A 15176-nucleotide genomic window follows, 5' to 3' on the forward strand; every position below is an offset into this window, starting at 1 on the left:
GGGTGTTGCCGCCCGCCGGAGGCCGTCGCCGGCCCGTTGTCGTCCGGTTGTCGCACCGTCGTCCGACCGGCACCGAGCCGCTCGCGAGTACGAAGCCGGGCCGAAGGTACGGTGATCACCAGGTTGACGGCGGTCCTTGACCGCCGGCCTCCGTCTGCTGCCTGTTCTGCCTCCACCTGCTGACTGCCCGCCTTGCTGGCCTTCCTTCCGAGGACGTCTGCTGTGCCGTCGTATCCCATCCCCTCGCGCCCCCTGTCAGGGCCGCGCCGGAGGAGTCTGCTGACCGGGGCCGCCGGAGCGGCCGGGGCCGTGCTGCTCTCGGGCTGCTCGGACTCCACCTCTACGGAGGACGCGGACGAGCGTCCCTCCGCCGCCGAACGGCTACGCGCGCGTGCCGCTCGGGACAGCGGTGAGCTTCTGGGGCGGTACGACGCCGTCCTCGCCGCCCATCCCGCACTGGCCGGACGGCTCGATCCGCTGCGGGCGGAGGTGAAGCGGCACCAGGCGGCGTTCGCCGAGGGACAGCCCGCTCCCCCGTCCCCGTCGGCCTCGGCCTCGGCCTCCGCACCGTCGTCGCCGGCCCCTTCCCCCTCCGCACCCGGGGACGAGAAGTCCGCCGTACGCGATCTGGCCAAGGCCGAGCGTGACCTTGCGGGGCAGCGGGCGGGCGCCCTGCTCGACGCGCCGTCCGAGCTCGCCAGGCTCCTGGCGTCGGTGGCGGCGGCCGGCGCGGCACACGCGTATCTGCTGACGGAGGACGCCAAGTGAGCGATTCCAAGGACGAGTTGAAAGCGGTGCAGGCCGCGCTGGGTGCCGAGCACGCGGCCGTGTACGGCTATGGGGTCGTCGGCGGCCGCATCGGCGAGGAGCGCAGGGCTGAGGCGCGCACGGCGTACGACGCTCATCGCGCCCGGCGCGACGAGCTGCAGCGCGCCGTGCGCGACCTGGGCGGCGAGCCCGAGCCGTCGGCGGCCGCCTACAAGCTGCCGTTCGCGGTGCCGGACTCCCCGGCCGCCGTGCGGCTCGCCACGGAGCTGGAGGAGCGGCTCGCGGGCGTCTACTCGGACCTCGTACGCGCCTCCACCGGTGCCCGGCGGGGCAGCGCCGCCGAGGCGCTGCGGGAGGCGGCGGTCCGTGCGGCGCGCTGGCGGGGCGGGAGCGTAACCTTCCCTGGTCTCGCCGAGCGGTCCGCCACGTCCGGCTCTTCGGCACCCCAGGCATGACCGGCTCAGGCATGACCGGCTCAGGAAGGAAACAACTCGCGCATGGCTTTCGAACCGCCGCAGCGTCTGATCACCGCACTCGGTGAGACGGCGCAGGACGGCGACGACTGGCTGGAGAAGCTGCCCCAGGCGGTGGAACAGGCCGTCGCGCTACGCGAGTTGACCGTCGAGCGGGTCCATCTGCCCGGCGGGCGCAGCAGCCTCGTCGTCCTGGTGCGGCGCGCGGACGGCACTCCCGCCGTCCTGAAGCTGGTGCCGCCCCGGTCGCGGCCGCAGAGCGAGCGGGCGGCGCTCGCGCACTGGGCCGGGCTCGGTGCCGTACGGCTCCTTGACCCGTCGGCCACGGACGGCGCGCTGCTCCTCGAACGGCTGCACCGCGACGTGTCGGTACGTTCGCTGCCCGAGGCCAAGGCGCTCCTCGAAGCGGCGGGCACGCTGCGCCGCCTGTGGGTGGAGCCGCCGCCGGACCACCGCTTCGAGACGGTCGCCGAGCGGACCGGGCGGCAGGCCGACGCGATGCGGGCATCGGCGTCCGCCGACGAGGAGGTCGCGCCGCTGGTGGACGCGGCGCTGACGGCCCGGGACGAGCTGCTCGCGGGGTCGCCGGAGGAGGTGCGGCTGCTGCACGGCACGTTCCGGCAGAGCAAGGTGCTTCAGGGTGACCGGGTGCCGTGGCTGGCGGTGGGCCCCGACCCGGTGGTCGGGGAGTGCGCGTTCGACCTGGCCCGTCTGGTGCGGGACCGGGTGGAGGACCTCATCGCCTCGCCCTCGGGCGCTTCGATCACCCGCCGCCGGGTGAAGAAGCTGGCCGAGTCGCTGGATGTGGATCAGGAGCGGCTGCGGGGGTGGACGCTGTTCCGGGCGGTGGAGTCCGGGGTGCGGGCGCGCAGGGTTGGGCGGGAGCAGGATGCGGAGCTGCTGCTGGAGTTCGCGGGGTGGCTGTAGGGGCGGTTTCCTTTCCCCAACCCCGCCCCTTCCCGAAAGTTCCGGCTTCGCCGGCCGTGGCTCGGTCGGTCACCGGCTTCGCCGAGTTCGTCCTCAAACGCCGGACGGGCTGAAATCTTTCAGCCCGTCCGGCGTTTGAGGACCGGGGTCTGGGGCGGTGAACTTTGCCTGTGGTGGGTGGCCGGGTGCACGCTGGGTGACATGGCGAACACCACACGTACCGTCACGGGATCGGGCATAGCCCCTCCCGCCGTACTCACCGGGCGTGAGTATCTCAGGGTCAGCGAGGACGACTCCCGCGAGGCCCGTTCCGTCACCGAGCAGCACGCCGAGAATGGCGAGGCTGCCGAAGGTCACGGCATCACGCTGGGCACGCCGTATGCCGACAACGGGAAGTCGGCCAGCCGCTATGCAACCAAGGTCCGTGACGACTTCCAGCGTCTGGTGAGCGACCTCGAACAAGATCTGTTCGGCGCTGAGGTATTGGTCATCTGGGAGAACTCGCGCGGCTCGCGGAAGGTCAGCGAATGGGCTCTGCTGATCGAACTGTTGGAGGCCAAGGGCGTGCGGGTGCTGGTCACCTGTGACGACCGGCTGTACGACCCAGCCAGGGCCGCCGACCGCAAGGTGTTGCAGTCCGCCGCCATCGACTCCGAGCAGGAGTCGCTCAAGACCTCGCTGCGCAACCGCCGGACCGCCACCGCGCAGGCCAGGATCGGGCGGCCGAACGGACCCTGCCCGCACGGCTACCGCCCGGTGTACGACGAGAAGAGCGGCGACCTGATCAACTGGTTCGAGAACCTCGACGAGTCCATGGTCCCCATCGAACTGTTCCGCCGACTGCGCGCGGGCCACGCTCTCAAACGCATCGCCCGCGACTTCGAGAAGCTGGGCTACCTCAACCGTTCCGGCAGGCCGTTCACGGACACGCATCTGCGGTCCATGGCCATGCGGCCCGCCTATGGCGGCTACCGGGTGCACGCGCCCAAGTCCCGGGGCCGCACCTACCAGGCGCAACAGGTAGAGGCCGAGCTGACCCGCGCCACGTGGGATGCGTTGGTGGATGAGGAAACGTTCTGGGTGGTGCGGCGGATGCTGACTGCACCGGAGCGCCGCACGACGCGCAACGGCCGCGCCAAGCACGTGCTGACGATGACGATGCGCTGCGATGTGTGCTCCGGGCCGATTTCGGCGGTCGGGGGCAACTACACCTGCCGCGATCACTCGTGCCTGAGTATCAGCAAGACCAAGGTGGATGAACTGATCATCGGTGATGCCGGGCATCCGGGCGTGATCCTGGCCTATGTCGCCTCGCAACGGGTGTATGCCGACTTCGCGGCCACGCCGGACAAGACGACCGAGGCCGAGCAGATCCGGGCGGAGCTAGCCCGGCTGCGGGCCGACCGGGACGAGATGGAGGCGGCCGAGGCGCAGACGCTGGCCGAGGTGCGTCTGCTCGCGGCGAACGTGACCAAGCTGGAGCAGAAGATCACCCGGCTTGAGGAGCGGGAGCGGCAGTTGACCATGCCCGCCGTGCTCGCCGATCTCATCAAGCCCGGCACGGACGTGGCCGCCCGCTGGCAGGCCGCCCCGGTCTCCGCACGCCGGGAGGTGGCCCGGCTGCTGCTCGCCCCCGGCGTGCTCGGGCAGGTGCGCATCACTCGCGGACGCGGCCTCTCGGCTGATGAGCGGACCCAGTGGGTGGAGGCGGCATGAGCACCATTCGGAGTCTGCTCGACCCCTTCCAGAACCTCGCACGGGCGCTGCAACGGGGGCAGAGTGCGGCTCGCCAAGGAGCCGATTACGAGCGTCAGTTGAGGGCGCTCACCGGCGGCGACTACCCGCGCGGAGCCCCGGTCCTGCACCTGCGGTGCAGGCGGTGTGGTCAGCGCATCGCGACGGTGGAATACGACGCCAACGGCAGCATTCAGACGCTGGTCAAGGGGCGCCGCCGCTATCCCGGGGTTCCTCTTGCCTATTCCTGCCCTGCGGACGGGAATCTCTCCATCAGCAAGGGGAAGTTGGCGGCGAAGATCCGGGACGCGCGCAAAGCGGGAGCGACGCAAACCGTCAAGCTGTGACGTAGGCTTGGCTCCAAGCCTGACGGGATGCTACTGGCTCCCCCGCCACAACACGCAAGAGGGCGCTTGCGACAACTCCGATTTCCGGAGGCTTGTCGAGGTGCCCTTTTCCGTGCCCGAAGAACCGACGCCCGTCCCCGATCTCCAGCTACTCAAGCGACGCCTTGGCGGCTATGTCGCCCAGGGCAATCACGAAGCCGCCGCACGCGTACGCCGCGAACTTGAAGCGGCAAAGCTCGAAATGCGAGTCCGCGAGATCGTGGACGCCGCGCCCCCGCCCAGCCCCGAACTGCTCGACCGCCTCCGCACCCTTCTGGCGCCTGCTGCGGACGGCGGTGCCGCCGATGCCGCATAACGACGCAGCCCCCGAATCGAAGGACTCGGGGGCCGATATCAACAACCGGGGCACGGCGTCGACTTATGCCAGCGTACGGCGGAGTCCCTACAACGGCCACGGGGGCGACGAATGAGCCGCCGTGGCGGCGTAGGCCGCAACCGCCGTCAGAAGCCCGTCAGCGCCGCGCAGCGCCTTGCGAAGTCGTATCGCTGCGGGAGTTGCCGCAGTGAGGTTCGCGGAATCCACCGCGACGCGCACGGGATCGAACACCTTGACGTACGGCACGACGGCGGATGCCCCGTGCTTTCGGGCGCCGTTGCCGATACCGGCGACGTGTTCCGCGCCGCGAGTCGCGCCGGGCTGTCCATGCTGGCCGTGCGGATTGAGGACGGGGGCGCGGAATGAGCGACCCTTGGCGCCCGGCGCCTAACACTTACGACGCCCAGGTTGTCGACGCCGTGCAGCAGCGCCTTTCCGAAATCGGCCCGCATGTCGCTCGCGGCCTGCTGTTCGAGCCGACGGATACCACGCCTCCCGAAGAGCGCGCGTCGGCCGCCGAGAAGATTGAAGCCCTTTGCCAGGAAGAGGCGGACCGTAAGGCGTACAGGCGCGCCAAGGGTGCCGAGAACGCCAAGCGCCGCATAGCGGAGGAGAAGGCCGCAGACCTTCCCCGCGCGTGGGCCCACGAGGATCTGGCCGAGGCATGGGAAGAGGCGGAAACCGAGACGCGGACGGACGTAGGCGCTCTGCGCGACGTTGCGGGGGAATGCCTCTACGGCCTGTTCTACTCCTCGAAGGTCAACGGGGTGCACGCCGGGCCCGAAGCCGGTAAGTCCTGGCTGCTCTGCCTGGCCGGAGTCCAGGAAATTTCCAAGGGGCGTCACGTCGCCTATATCGATTTCGAGGACGACAAGAAGTCCATCGTCCAGCGGCTGCGGCTGCTCGGAGCGAGCCGCGAAGCAGTACTGACCTACTTCCGCTACCACCAACCCGTGGGGCCGCTCACCGAGGCCGACATGGAGGATTTCGCGGCCCTGGTCGCGATGCGCGGCAGCCTCGCAGTGTTCGACGGAATGACGGAGGCGATGGCATTGGAGGGCTTGGACGACAAGACCGGCACGGACGTAGCGACATGGCACGCGAAGTACACGAAGCCTTTCGCCGCCGCCGGCTGGGCCGCCGTCGTTGCAGACCATATCCCCCTTACCGAGAAGCGTGTCATCGGCAGCCAGCACAAGAAGTCGATTATCTCCGGGGTCTCGTACCTGCTCGATCCGGTCGCACCGATCGGCAAGGGCCTGCGGGGCGTGTCCCGCCTCAAAGTCGAGAAGGACCGCTGCGGCTGGATCAGAAAGAACGCCCGACCGGGCCGCACGCCGCAGTACTTCGCCAGTCTGGTCGTCGACTTCGGCGTGTTCGCCGCGAGGCCCGAGGCGAATGTCTGGGTTGCCGACCCGGCGCCTCAGACGGAGGACAGCGGATACGACGCCCCGTCCGAGAAGCTGTGCCGCACGGTCCTGGCCTACGTCACCGAGCATCCCGAGTCGTCCACCAAGACGGACATCCGCAGCGCCGTGAAGGGCAACAGCGGAGCGATCGGCCGCTGTGTCGACTGGCTCGTGTTCCGGCGGCACCTGACGCCGGAACCGAAGGACCGCCGGACGCTTCACGTTCCGGGGCCGGAGTCCTTCGACAAGCCCGACGGCGAGGCCGCCGGTTCCTCCTGGCCCGAAGCGGCTGAAACCCTCTTCGACCAGGTGGAATAGCTGGCACGGATATCGCCCGTTCCCCGTTCCGGAGTCGTTCCTATCCCGTTCCGGAACGGGGTTCCTAGTACTTCGTCGTCTCGTTCCACTCGTTTCCAGCCCTTTAGGGCTGGAACGGGAACGGAACGGCTAGGACGCGGCAGAGCAGAGCTAGAAGCAGCAAGGCAGCTGGGCAGTACTGGGAAGCAACTGGCCAGACAGAGAGGGCGCTGGACGACCAGCATGCAGCCCGTCGCCCCGTCCGCTGGACGCCCCCTCAGGCGCCGACCGACCGCGTCCCGGCACGGGGCGGCGCCGCCCCCGCCAACAGCCCTCTGCGGGCCGCACATCCATGAACACAAAGGAGACGACCATGGACAACGACAACCCTCTGATCACCGACGCGATCGACGCGGTGATGAAGACGATCTGCGCGCGCTTCGATCTCGTCTTCGCGCGGCCCGACGCTGCCGAGATCGTCCAGGGCTTCATCGCGGGAGAGATCGCATTCCAGATCTTCGGCGACCACATCGCGATAGCCAGGCTCGAAGATGTCGAGGCGCCCGACGAAGTCCCCGCCGAATGGCTGGACGGCGATACCCCGTGACGGCGCGTCAGTGCCGTATCGTGGGACTTGCTAGCTCGGCATCCAGTGGGCGCCGGACCTCACAGGGTGAGGTAACCCGGACACCTGGTCACCATGCAGCGGATTCCCTTTCCGCATGCCCGCATAGGTGGACACCTTGAGCGCTATTCACTTCCGTCAGGCCCTGGTCCGCTCGGACGGCACCGGACGCATCGTGTTCGGAACAGCCGTGCCGTACGGCCAGACTGTCGATATCGAGGAGTTCGGCCGCAGCTACCGCGAGCAGTTCGCGCCCGGCGCTTTCGCCCGGTCGATCCGTGAGCGCGGCAGCAAGGTCAAGCTCTGTGTCAATCACGAGTCGCGCAAGTTGCCGATCGGCAGGGCGACCGAACTCCGTGAGGCGGCAGACGGCCTTCACGCGGCCTTTCACGTCTCCGCGACCCGTGACGGCGACGAAGCGCTGCAACTCGTCAGAGACGGGGTCGTCGACTCTTTCAGCGTGGGTTTCCGTCCCGTCCGGGACCGACAGGAAAGCGGCGTCACGGTACGCGTGGAAGCGGCCCTGATGGAAGTCAGTCTCGTCAGTTGGCCCGCCTATGAGGGGGCGGGGGTCACGGGAGTCCGCACCGCACGTCCGGCTATTTCCGTCGACGTCGCAAGGCGACGGCTCGAACTCATCCTGAAGACCTGGTGACTTATGCCTATCCAATTCCCTGCCCTTGAGGCGGTCCACGCCGAGCGCGACCAGCTGGCCACCGAAGCACGGACGCTGCTCACCCGCTCGTCCGAGACCCTTTCCGACGAAGACACCGCACGCTTCACCGAAATCGAGACGCGGCTCACCGAACTGAAGACCCAGGAAGACAAGCTGCTTCCGCTCGCCCGGCTCATCGAATCCGGGAACTACGCCACCGAGAACGGCACTCCCCGCTCGGACGGCGGCGACCGTGGCGGCAGCCTGAAGGACTCCGTCATGCGAGTCCTGGACGCCGATATCAAGCGCCGGATACTCCCCGAGTACGCAGCCGAACGCGTCGAGAAGCTGATGACCATCGGCACCGAGCAGAGCCAGACACTTTCCCAGCGCTGGGCGGCTGCGGCCGGTGACCCGGAATACCTCAATGCCTTCGCCAAGCAGATGGCCGACCCCGTCAGGGGACACCTGCTCTGGACAGAGCGCGAGGCGCACGCTTACCGGAACGTCGCCGAAGTGCGGACGGCGCTGGGTCTCGGATCGGGGGGCGGGGCAACAATGGTCCCCCTCACGCTGGACCCGGCGATCATGCTCACGAATGACGGCTCGATCAATCCGCTGCGCCGTATCTCGCGCGTCGTCCAGACAGCGAGCAATACATGGCAGGGGGTTACGAGCGCGGGCGCCTCAGCCGAGTGGAAAGCCGAGGGCGCGCAGGCTGCGGACGGCACTCCCGCTCTCGCCGGACCGGAAATTCCGGTGCATTTGGGTGATGTGGATGTCATCTACTCCTACGAAGTGGGGATGGATGCTCTGAATTTCGCCCAGGAAATGCAGGGGGTCATGATGGACGCGGCGGACAATCTCGCTGTGGCGGCCTATACGACGGGCAGCGGGTCCGGGCAGCCGAAGGGTATTGTCACCGCCCTTGCCGGTACGGCCAGTGAGCTGAACAGTGGTGGCAGTGAGGCCCTGATAGCGGCCGATGCATTCACCGTGCAGAACGCCCTTCCTGCCCGTTTCTCAGCCAACGCGCAGTGGTGCGCACACATCGCCACTATCAACACGCTGCGGCAGTTCGAGACCACCAATGGCTCACTCAAGTTCCCTGAGCTGGCAGGCAACCCGCCCTATCTGCTGACCAAGACCATGAATGAGCTGAGCAATATGGATGGCTCGGTCAATGCAGCAGCAACAGCTAACAACTACCTGTTGCTTTATGGTGACTTCAATCAATTCGTTATCGTTGATCGCATTGGTGCGACCGTCGAGATCTTGCCCGGTTACGGCGCCAATCAGCGTCCGACGGCGCAGCGCCACGCGTTTTTGACCTTCCGAACTGGATCAGACGTGGTGGTGCCGCAGGCCTTCCGACTCTTGGACGTGCCGACGACCGCATGATCCCCGGCGCCGCTGCTCCACGGCGCCGGACCGCCGCGCCCGTGGATCGGGCATGACCACGGGCGCGGCACTTTGCCTAGGTGAATGATCCGCGCGATCGCTAACCGTCGCACCATGGTCCACTGTCGGCGCGGCGGCTCGATCATGTTGCAGTCGGCGGCGAGTCGATCAAGCCCTGACCTGCATCGATGCCGCATCACACCTGCAAACAAGGGGGTGGGTCATGTGCGTGATCCATGATCACGGAGACCCCCAAATCCCCTGTGTCCGGCAGAACCCTCTACTGAGACTTGGTGCAAACACTGCAAACCGGCAGGTCAGGGGCGTGATCGGCGACCTGGAGGGTGTGCTGTGACCCCTTGATCGCATCGCCGCAGGGTGGTGATCGCCCAGCTGGGACGGCCTGCGAGAGATCAATTTTACAAAGCAAACGTTTCCGGGCGCGTTGCTCTCAGTTGATGTACGGGACCTCGGCGGTCAGCCCGTGATCGATGCGCGCCCGAAGTGCTGGGTGAATCGAGTAGTCGTCAAGGTCGTCCGGGTGTACCCATCGGACCTCGGAAGCCTCGGACGGCTCTGGCGAGATGTCCCCGCCCACCACGTGAGCACGCAGGCAGATATTGATCGGCTGACGCACTTCGTCTAGCCGCTCGCCATGCATGTAGGCGATCACGTGCTCAGGAGTGGAGAATACCCCGACCAGACCGGTGATTTCGACGTCTAGCCCTGTCTCTTCACGGCACTCCCGGACGGCTGCCTGGCCAACCGTCTCGCCCTTCTTTACCCCGCCGGTCGGAATGGTCCACAAGTCGTTGTCCACCCGGTGCAGTAGGAGTAGTTTCCCTTGTCCGTCGCGTACGAATACCGACGCTGATGTCTTGCGGCTGGTCGGCTTGGGCGCGTTCGGGTCTTTCCAGTAGTCAATTCTGCGGGTTGCCTTGCTCACGGTGACTCCGTCTCTACGTCGAAAGGCCGCGCCGATCCCCATACCCGCTCAAAGGATTCGACATACGTATTGAAGAAAGCGCCATCTATCCGCCGAATATGCATCGTCGGGGTGTGTGCGGCGAGTAACCCGTAGACGTGACCATTGACGAGCATCTCGTCATCGAACCGATAGATCGAATTATAAAGCGGAGTGTCGTGCAGGCGGATCTGTACCGCGTCGGGCATGTGCTCTTTGTAGTAGGCGAGCACTGCGGATACACGCCCGGCGACTCCGCCCCCGATCTGGTATTCGGTGTCTCGGGAAGCAAGCTGGGCACCTGCGGGGTCACCGAGAAGCAACCGGACCCGCACCCCCTCTTGCGCCTTGGCGGCCATCGTGGGGAGCCATTCTGAGTGCTCTTCGGTGAGGAAGAGCCCCGCGAACGCGAGGAGACCGACGTCCCGTTCGGAGCCACGCAAGAGGTCCGTCCACAGGTGCCGGGGGACGTCGCTGCGTCGCGGGTAGATCGCTACCAGCTCTGCGCCCGCTAGCGACGAACCGTCGACCGCGTCAGGCCATAAGTAGCTCTCGCTCTCATGGAGCAGTGCGGCGACCTTGAATCTCGTGCGCGGGTAGGGAGTGCCGCCCGCTAGCCAGCGTTCGACCGACTTGGTGGAGACCTCGGCAGCTGCGGCCAAGGACGCGATGTCATGCCCTGATCGATGTACCGAGCGGCGGAGTCTCTCGTTCACCCCGCCAGCCTTGCACCGACCGACACGTTGGGACAGGGGCTTGTCCTGAAGATGTCGGTAGATGTCTAGCCGTGTCGATGTGCTGCCGGATACCTCCCCCGAGCATGGCCAGTTGAGACCCCCGCAACGCGGTCAGGCGTCCGGGGGCGTGGCCGATCTAGGAGCAGACCGACATGAGCGACAGTAGCCGCGGGCAGGCCCCGCACGGAACGGCGCCGCCGGACGCTGCGGAGGCCAAGGTCGACGATCTCGGCGTCGGCGCGCTGGTCGTTGACGAGAGCAGGCAGAGGCTCGGGCGGATCATGGGGTGCTACCTGTCGCGCGTGCACCTCCGACCCCCGCAAGGCGGGACCGAGTGGCAGGTCAGTCCGGAGTACGTACGCCCGGCGCGGCCCGAAGAGATCGTGTCGGTGCCCTCGCAGACGCGGGGGCGTACGTCATGAAGATCGCAGTTACGCCGGTGCTCCCTGACCCGGCAACCCTCAGCGGCCGTCAGCTCACAGAGCAGGCATGCGCCCTGTGCGGTGCGCGGCTCTACCGTGACCGGCTGCTTGGCACCGTGACGTACCGGGACCACTACGGCCGCAAGGTCACCGCCGAACTGTGGGCGTGCGCGCCGGTGTGCCCGTCGCTGCCCACCCCCTAGACCGGGCGGCGGCGAGTCGATCCCCGAGGTCCCCGCCGCCCGTGACAGCGCCCCCGGTCCCTGGGGAGGGAACGGGGGCGTTGTGGTGGTCGATCTGATCACGTCTTGGGCAGCGAGCGGACGGCCTGCGCGTACGAGGACCCGTGAGGTAGGTCCAGGTCGTCACAGCAGCTGCCGGGCAGGATGTCGGACACGTTCCAGAGATGTCCCCACCCGTCGCGCTTGAGCGTCTGACCGGCGCTGATTCCAGCCTCTGCGACCGCGTCCGTGAAAGCGGCGCGCACGTGTCCGGGCGCGTGTCCGCTGATGACCTTCATGTGTATGGCTCCTAGAGATCGTCGCTCGAATTCGATCCCTGCCATGCCACGCCTAGAGATACGACTGTACTCGTGATTGCGCCCCCGCCCCCTGTCGTACGAGGGGCGGGGGCGCCGTGCGTCGGCACGGTCTCGCCGAGGACACGGTTCGGGTGTCAATACGCCGTGCATCGCGGGCAGATGGGGCGCCTAGGATGCCGGTATCCCCAGCTCAGCCCCTACCCACTACTGGCAAGATGCACGGGGCGGAGCCCCACTCAGGCCGTCAGACGCGCAACCGCCTCAGCCACCGTCAGCTCCTCGCGCTCCCCGGTACGACGGTCCTTCAGCTCCACGACGCCCTCGGCGGAGCGGCGGCCCGCGACGAGGATCGTCGGGACGCCGATCAGCTCGGCGTCCGTGAACTTCACGCCGGGCGAGACGCCGGCCCGGTCGTCGACCAGGACGCGGACGCCCGCGGCGTTCAGCTGTTCGGAGACGTCCAGCGCCAGCTCCGTCTGGAGCGCCTTGCCCGCGGCCACCACGTGGACGTCGGCGGGGGCGATCTCCCGGGGCCAGCACAGGCCCTTGTCGTCCGCCGTCTGCTCGGCGAGCGCCGCCACCGCGCGGGAGACGCCGATGCCGTACGAACCCATCGTCACGCGCACCGGCTTGCCCTGCTGGCCGAGCACGTCCAGCTGGAAGGCGTCGGCGAACTTGCGGCCCAGCTGGAAGATGTGGCCGATCTCGATGGCGCGGTCCAGCTTCAGGCCGGTGCCGCACTTGGGGCAGGGGTCGCCCTCCTGGACGACCACGACGTCCAGGTAGTCGTCGACCTCGAAGTCACGGCCCGCGACGACGTTCTTCGCGTGCGTGTTGATCTTGTTGGCGCCGGTGATCCAGGCCGTGCCGGCCGCCACCCGCGGGTCGGCGATGTAGCGGACCTTCTCCAGGCCCTGCGGGCCGACGTAGCCGCGTACGAGATCGTCGCGGCCCACGAAGTCCTCGGCCGTCACGAGCTCCACGACGGCGGGCGACAGGTGCTCGCCGAGCTTGTCGAGGTCGACCTCGCGGTCGCCGGGGACACCCACGGCGACGATCTCGCCGTCGACCTTGACCAGGAGGTTCTTCAGGGTCGCGGAGGCCGGGACACCGAGGTGCGCGGCGAGCGTCTCGATCGTCGGGGTGTCGGGGGTGTCCAGGTCCTCGACGGGTCCGTGCGCCGAGGCGTCGACGGTCTCGGTGGCGACGAAGGACACCGCCTCCGTGTTGGCCGCGTAGTCGCACGCGGGGCAGTCCACGAACGTGTCCTCACCGGCCGGCGCGGGCGCCAGGAACTCCTCGGAGGCCGAGCCGCCCATCGCGCCGGAGACGGCGGAGACGATGCGGTGGTCGAGGCCGAGGCGCTCGAAGATCTTGATGTACGCGGCGCGGTGCAGCGCGTACGACTCGGCGAGGCCCTCGTCCGTGGTGTCGAAGGAGTACGAGTCCTTCATCTGGAACTCGCGGCCGCGCAGCACACCGGCGCGGGGGCGGGCCTCGTCGCGGTACTTCGTCTGGATCTGATACAGGATCACCGGCAGGTCCTTGTAGGACGAGCACTGGTCCTTGACGATCTGGGTGAAGATCTCCTCGTGTGTGGGACCGAGGAGGTAGTCCGCGCCCTTGCGGTCCTTGAGGCGGAAGAGCAGGTCGCCGTACTCGTCGTAGCGGCCCGTGGCGTCGTACGACTCCTTGGGCAGGAGCGCCGGCAGGAGGACTTCCTGGGCGCCGATGGCGTCCATCTCCTCGCGCACGACGTGCGTGATGTTCTCCAGGACCTTCTTGCCGAGCGGCAGCCAGGACCAGATGCCGGCGGCGGTGCGGCGGACGTATCCGGCCCGGACGAGCAGCTTGTGGTTGAGCGTCTCGGCGTCCGCCGGGTCGTCGCGCAGTGTCTTGATCATCAATCGGGACATGCGCTGGACCTGGGCCATGGTGATCTCCTGCGTGGAAAGAGTGATGAGCAGGAGGTTAGCCGGGGCCCCGGCGCGTGCGGAAATCGGTTAAGCGCCGACCCGCCTCAGCGGCAGGGGCGCGCCCATCACGGCGTACGGCTTCGGGGCGCTGGGGAACAGGACGTTGCGGGCCAGGTCCGTGTACCCGAGGGAGCGGTAGAGGCCGCGCGCCGGGCTCTCGATGTCGATCGCGGAGAGGATCGAGCGGGGCTGTGCGGCGCTGTCGGTGATGGTGGTGATCAGCGTGCGGCCGACGCCGCGGTTCTGGTGGCCGGGCTGCACATGGAGCTCGGTGATCACGAAGGAGTCGTCGAGCCAGTCGTCCAGGTCCCGGGCCCGCAGATACGGCTCGACGACCGTGGACCACCAGTGGGCGCGGTCATTGGGCATCCCGTAGACGAAGCCGACGAGCCGCCCCTCGGGGGTGCGGGCGCCGAGCGCGCGGGCGCCGGGGTAGGTGATGTGCCGCAGCACGATCTGCCGGCGCACGGCCACCTCGTCGTCGCTGAGCCCGAACGCGTGGGCCTGCACGCGCAGCGCGTCGTCCACGTGCGTGGCGAGGTCCAGCGGCCCGATCACGACGTCGTCAGTCATGCGCCGAACTTTAACTCGCGGACGGGGGTGCGTGAGGGGCGCGCTTCGAGACGTCGGGGAGCTAGAACAGGACGCTCATGAACGCCCCGACCTCATGGAACCCCACGCGCCGGTACGCCGCCCTGGCAGCGGTGTTGAAGTCGTTGACGTAGAGGCTGACGACCGGGGCCACGTCCGCGAGGGCGTAGCGCAGGACGGCCGCCATGCCGGGGGCGGCCAGGCCCTTGCCCCGGTACTCGGGGGCGACCCAGACGCCCTGCACCTGGCAGGCCTGTGCCGTGGCGGCGCCGATCTCGGCCTTGAAGACGACCTTGCCGTCGCCGTCGAGGCGGGCGAACGAGCGCCCCGCGCCGACCAGTTCGGCGACCCTCGCCTGGTAGAGCAGGCCGCCGTCACCGGCGAGCGGCGAGATGCCGACCTCCTCGGTGAACATCGCCACGCACGCCGGCATGATCGTCTCCATCTCGTCCTTGCGGACGCGACGGACGTACGGGTCGGGGGTGATGTCCTGCGGGAGCCGGTCGGTGACCATCAGCGGCTGCTGGGTGCGGACCTCGCGGGCGGGGCCCCAGGACGGTTCGAGCAGCCGCCACAGCTGGGCCGTGGGCTCGGCGGGGCCGACGATGGAGGAGCAGCGGCGGCCGGCCCTGCGGGCGCGGTCGGCGAAGGCGCGTACGGCGCGGGGGGTGGCGCAGATCGGGACGAGGTTGGCGCCCGCGTAGCAGAGCGACTCCAGCATGCCGTCCTCGTACCAGCCCCACATCTCGCCGCCGAGCCGCCACGGGTCGAGGCCGGCGACGCGGACCCTCGAGGTCACGAAGGCGTTGGCCACCGGCTCGCGGTCGAGCACGGCGAGCGCGGCGTCCAGGTCACTCGGTTCGAGGACCCGGGAGGTGGTCTGAGTCAACACGTGCGGGGGGCCTCACGGGGGCGGGCTGCTGATCTCCGCAC

General features: G+C 68.3%; 18 protein-coding genes. 12 read left to right on the plus strand and 6 right to left on the minus strand.

Annotated elements, in window-relative coordinates:
- The first annotated feature begins 222 nt into the window (after positions 1 to 222).
- The 10 genes from E2651_RS11540 to E2651_RS11585 all read left to right on the plus strand — a co-directional run bounded on the left by E2651_RS11540 (position 223) and on the right by E2651_RS11585 (position 9012).
- Positions 223 to 768 carry a hypothetical protein gene (locus E2651_RS11540; protein WP_135330987.1) on the plus strand — a complete coding sequence of 182 codons (546 nt, stop codon included), beginning with the start codon at positions 223 to 225 and terminating at the stop codon, positions 766 to 768.
- Positions 765 to 1223: a ferritin-like domain-containing protein gene (locus E2651_RS11545; RefSeq protein ID WP_135330988.1), complete on the plus strand. Its 459-nt coding sequence runs from the start codon at positions 765 to 767 to the stop codon at positions 1221 to 1223. The genes E2651_RS11540 and E2651_RS11545 overlap by 4 nt, the downstream gene beginning before the upstream one ends.
- Before the next feature lie 42 nt (positions 1224 to 1265).
- A complete protein-coding gene (locus tag E2651_RS11550) occupies positions 1266 to 2168 on the plus strand; it encodes an aminoglycoside phosphotransferase family protein (protein ID WP_135330989.1) in 903 nt (300 codons plus the stop codon).
- A 201-nt stretch (positions 2169 to 2369) separates the two neighbouring features.
- Positions 2370 to 3884, plus strand: a complete 1515-nt coding sequence (locus E2651_RS11555; RefSeq protein ID WP_135330990.1) for a recombinase family protein — start codon at positions 2370 to 2372, stop codon at positions 3882 to 3884.
- Positions 3881 to 4249, plus strand: a complete 369-nt coding sequence (locus E2651_RS11560) for a hypothetical protein (RefSeq protein WP_135330991.1) — start codon at positions 3881 to 3883, stop codon at positions 4247 to 4249. The genes E2651_RS11555 and E2651_RS11560 overlap by 4 nt, the downstream gene beginning before the upstream one ends.
- Before the next feature lie 112 nt (positions 4250 to 4361).
- Positions 4362 to 4604, plus strand: a complete 243-nt coding sequence (locus E2651_RS11565) for a hypothetical protein (protein WP_135330992.1) — start codon at positions 4362 to 4364, stop codon at positions 4602 to 4604.
- A gap of 383 nt (positions 4605 to 4987) precedes the next feature.
- Positions 4988 to 6352 (plus strand): hypothetical protein, encoded by a 1365-nt coding sequence (locus E2651_RS11570; protein ID WP_135330993.1) that lies wholly within the window; start codon positions 4988 to 4990, stop codon positions 6350 to 6352.
- A 352-nt stretch (positions 6353 to 6704) separates the two neighbouring features.
- A complete protein-coding gene (locus tag E2651_RS11575; RefSeq protein WP_135330994.1) occupies positions 6705 to 6938 on the plus strand; it encodes a hypothetical protein in 234 nt (77 codons plus the stop codon).
- A 127-nt stretch (positions 6939 to 7065) separates the two neighbouring features.
- Complete coding sequence (locus E2651_RS11580; protein WP_209446118.1) at positions 7066 to 7611, plus strand: HK97 family phage prohead protease; 546 nt, start codon at positions 7066 to 7068, stop codon at positions 7609 to 7611.
- 3 nt (positions 7612 to 7614) lie between these two features.
- Positions 7615 to 9012 (plus strand): phage major capsid protein, encoded by a 1398-nt coding sequence (locus E2651_RS11585; protein WP_135330995.1) that lies wholly within the window; start codon positions 7615 to 7617, stop codon positions 9010 to 9012.
- A 451-nt stretch (positions 9013 to 9463) separates the two neighbouring features.
- Here E2651_RS11585 and E2651_RS11590 read toward each other — a convergent pair whose 3' ends face one another.
- Together E2651_RS11590 and E2651_RS11595 are read right to left on the minus strand one after the other, a co-directional pair.
- Positions 9464 to 9958, minus strand: a complete 495-nt coding sequence (locus tag E2651_RS11590; RefSeq protein ID WP_245238747.1) for an NUDIX domain-containing protein — start codon at positions 9956 to 9958, stop codon at positions 9464 to 9466.
- A complete protein-coding gene (locus tag E2651_RS11595; protein ID WP_245238748.1) occupies positions 9955 to 10638 on the minus strand; it encodes an XRE family transcriptional regulator in 684 nt (227 codons plus the stop codon). Before E2651_RS11595 ends, E2651_RS11590 begins: the two co-directional genes overlap by 4 nt.
- A 227-nt stretch (positions 10639 to 10865) precedes the next feature.
- Between E2651_RS11595 and E2651_RS11600 the strand changes: the two genes are divergently transcribed.
- Both E2651_RS11600 and E2651_RS11605 read left to right on the plus strand, forming a co-directional pair.
- The gene (locus E2651_RS11600) at positions 10866 to 11135 is read left to right on the plus strand and encodes a hypothetical protein (RefSeq protein ID WP_135330998.1); all 270 of its coding nucleotides are present in this window, start codon (positions 10866 to 10868) and stop codon (positions 11133 to 11135) included.
- Positions 11132 to 11338 (plus strand): hypothetical protein, encoded by a 207-nt coding sequence (locus E2651_RS11605; RefSeq protein ID WP_135330999.1) that lies wholly within the window; start codon positions 11132 to 11134, stop codon positions 11336 to 11338. The genes E2651_RS11600 and E2651_RS11605 overlap by 4 nt, the downstream gene beginning before the upstream one ends.
- A gap of 98 nt (positions 11339 to 11436) precedes the next feature.
- On the opposite strand, the gene E2651_RS11610 is transcribed toward E2651_RS11605, so the two are convergent.
- The 4 genes from E2651_RS11610 to E2651_RS11625 form a co-directional block, all read right to left on the minus strand.
- Positions 11437 to 11655 carry a hypothetical protein gene (locus tag E2651_RS11610; protein WP_135331000.1) on the minus strand — a complete coding sequence of 73 codons (219 nt, stop codon included), beginning with the start codon at positions 11653 to 11655 and terminating at the stop codon, positions 11437 to 11439.
- Between the two features lie 257 nt (positions 11656 to 11912).
- Positions 11913 to 13610, minus strand: a complete 1698-nt coding sequence (locus tag E2651_RS11615; RefSeq protein WP_135331001.1) for a proline--tRNA ligase — start codon at positions 13608 to 13610, stop codon at positions 11913 to 11915.
- Positions 13611 to 13679: 69 nt separating this feature from the next.
- Entirely contained in the window at positions 13680 to 14225 is a 546-nt protein-coding gene (locus E2651_RS11620) for a GNAT family N-acetyltransferase (protein WP_135331002.1), read from the minus strand.
- Between the two features lie 61 nt (positions 14226 to 14286).
- A complete protein-coding gene (locus tag E2651_RS11625) occupies positions 14287 to 15135 on the minus strand; it encodes a GNAT family N-acetyltransferase (protein ID WP_135331003.1) in 849 nt (282 codons plus the stop codon).
- Between the last annotated feature and the right edge of the window lie 41 nt (positions 15136 to 15176).

The organism is Streptomyces sp. MZ04 (genome assembly GCF_004684775.1).
Classification (GTDB): Bacteria; Actinomycetota; Actinomycetes; order Streptomycetales; family Streptomycetaceae; genus Streptomyces.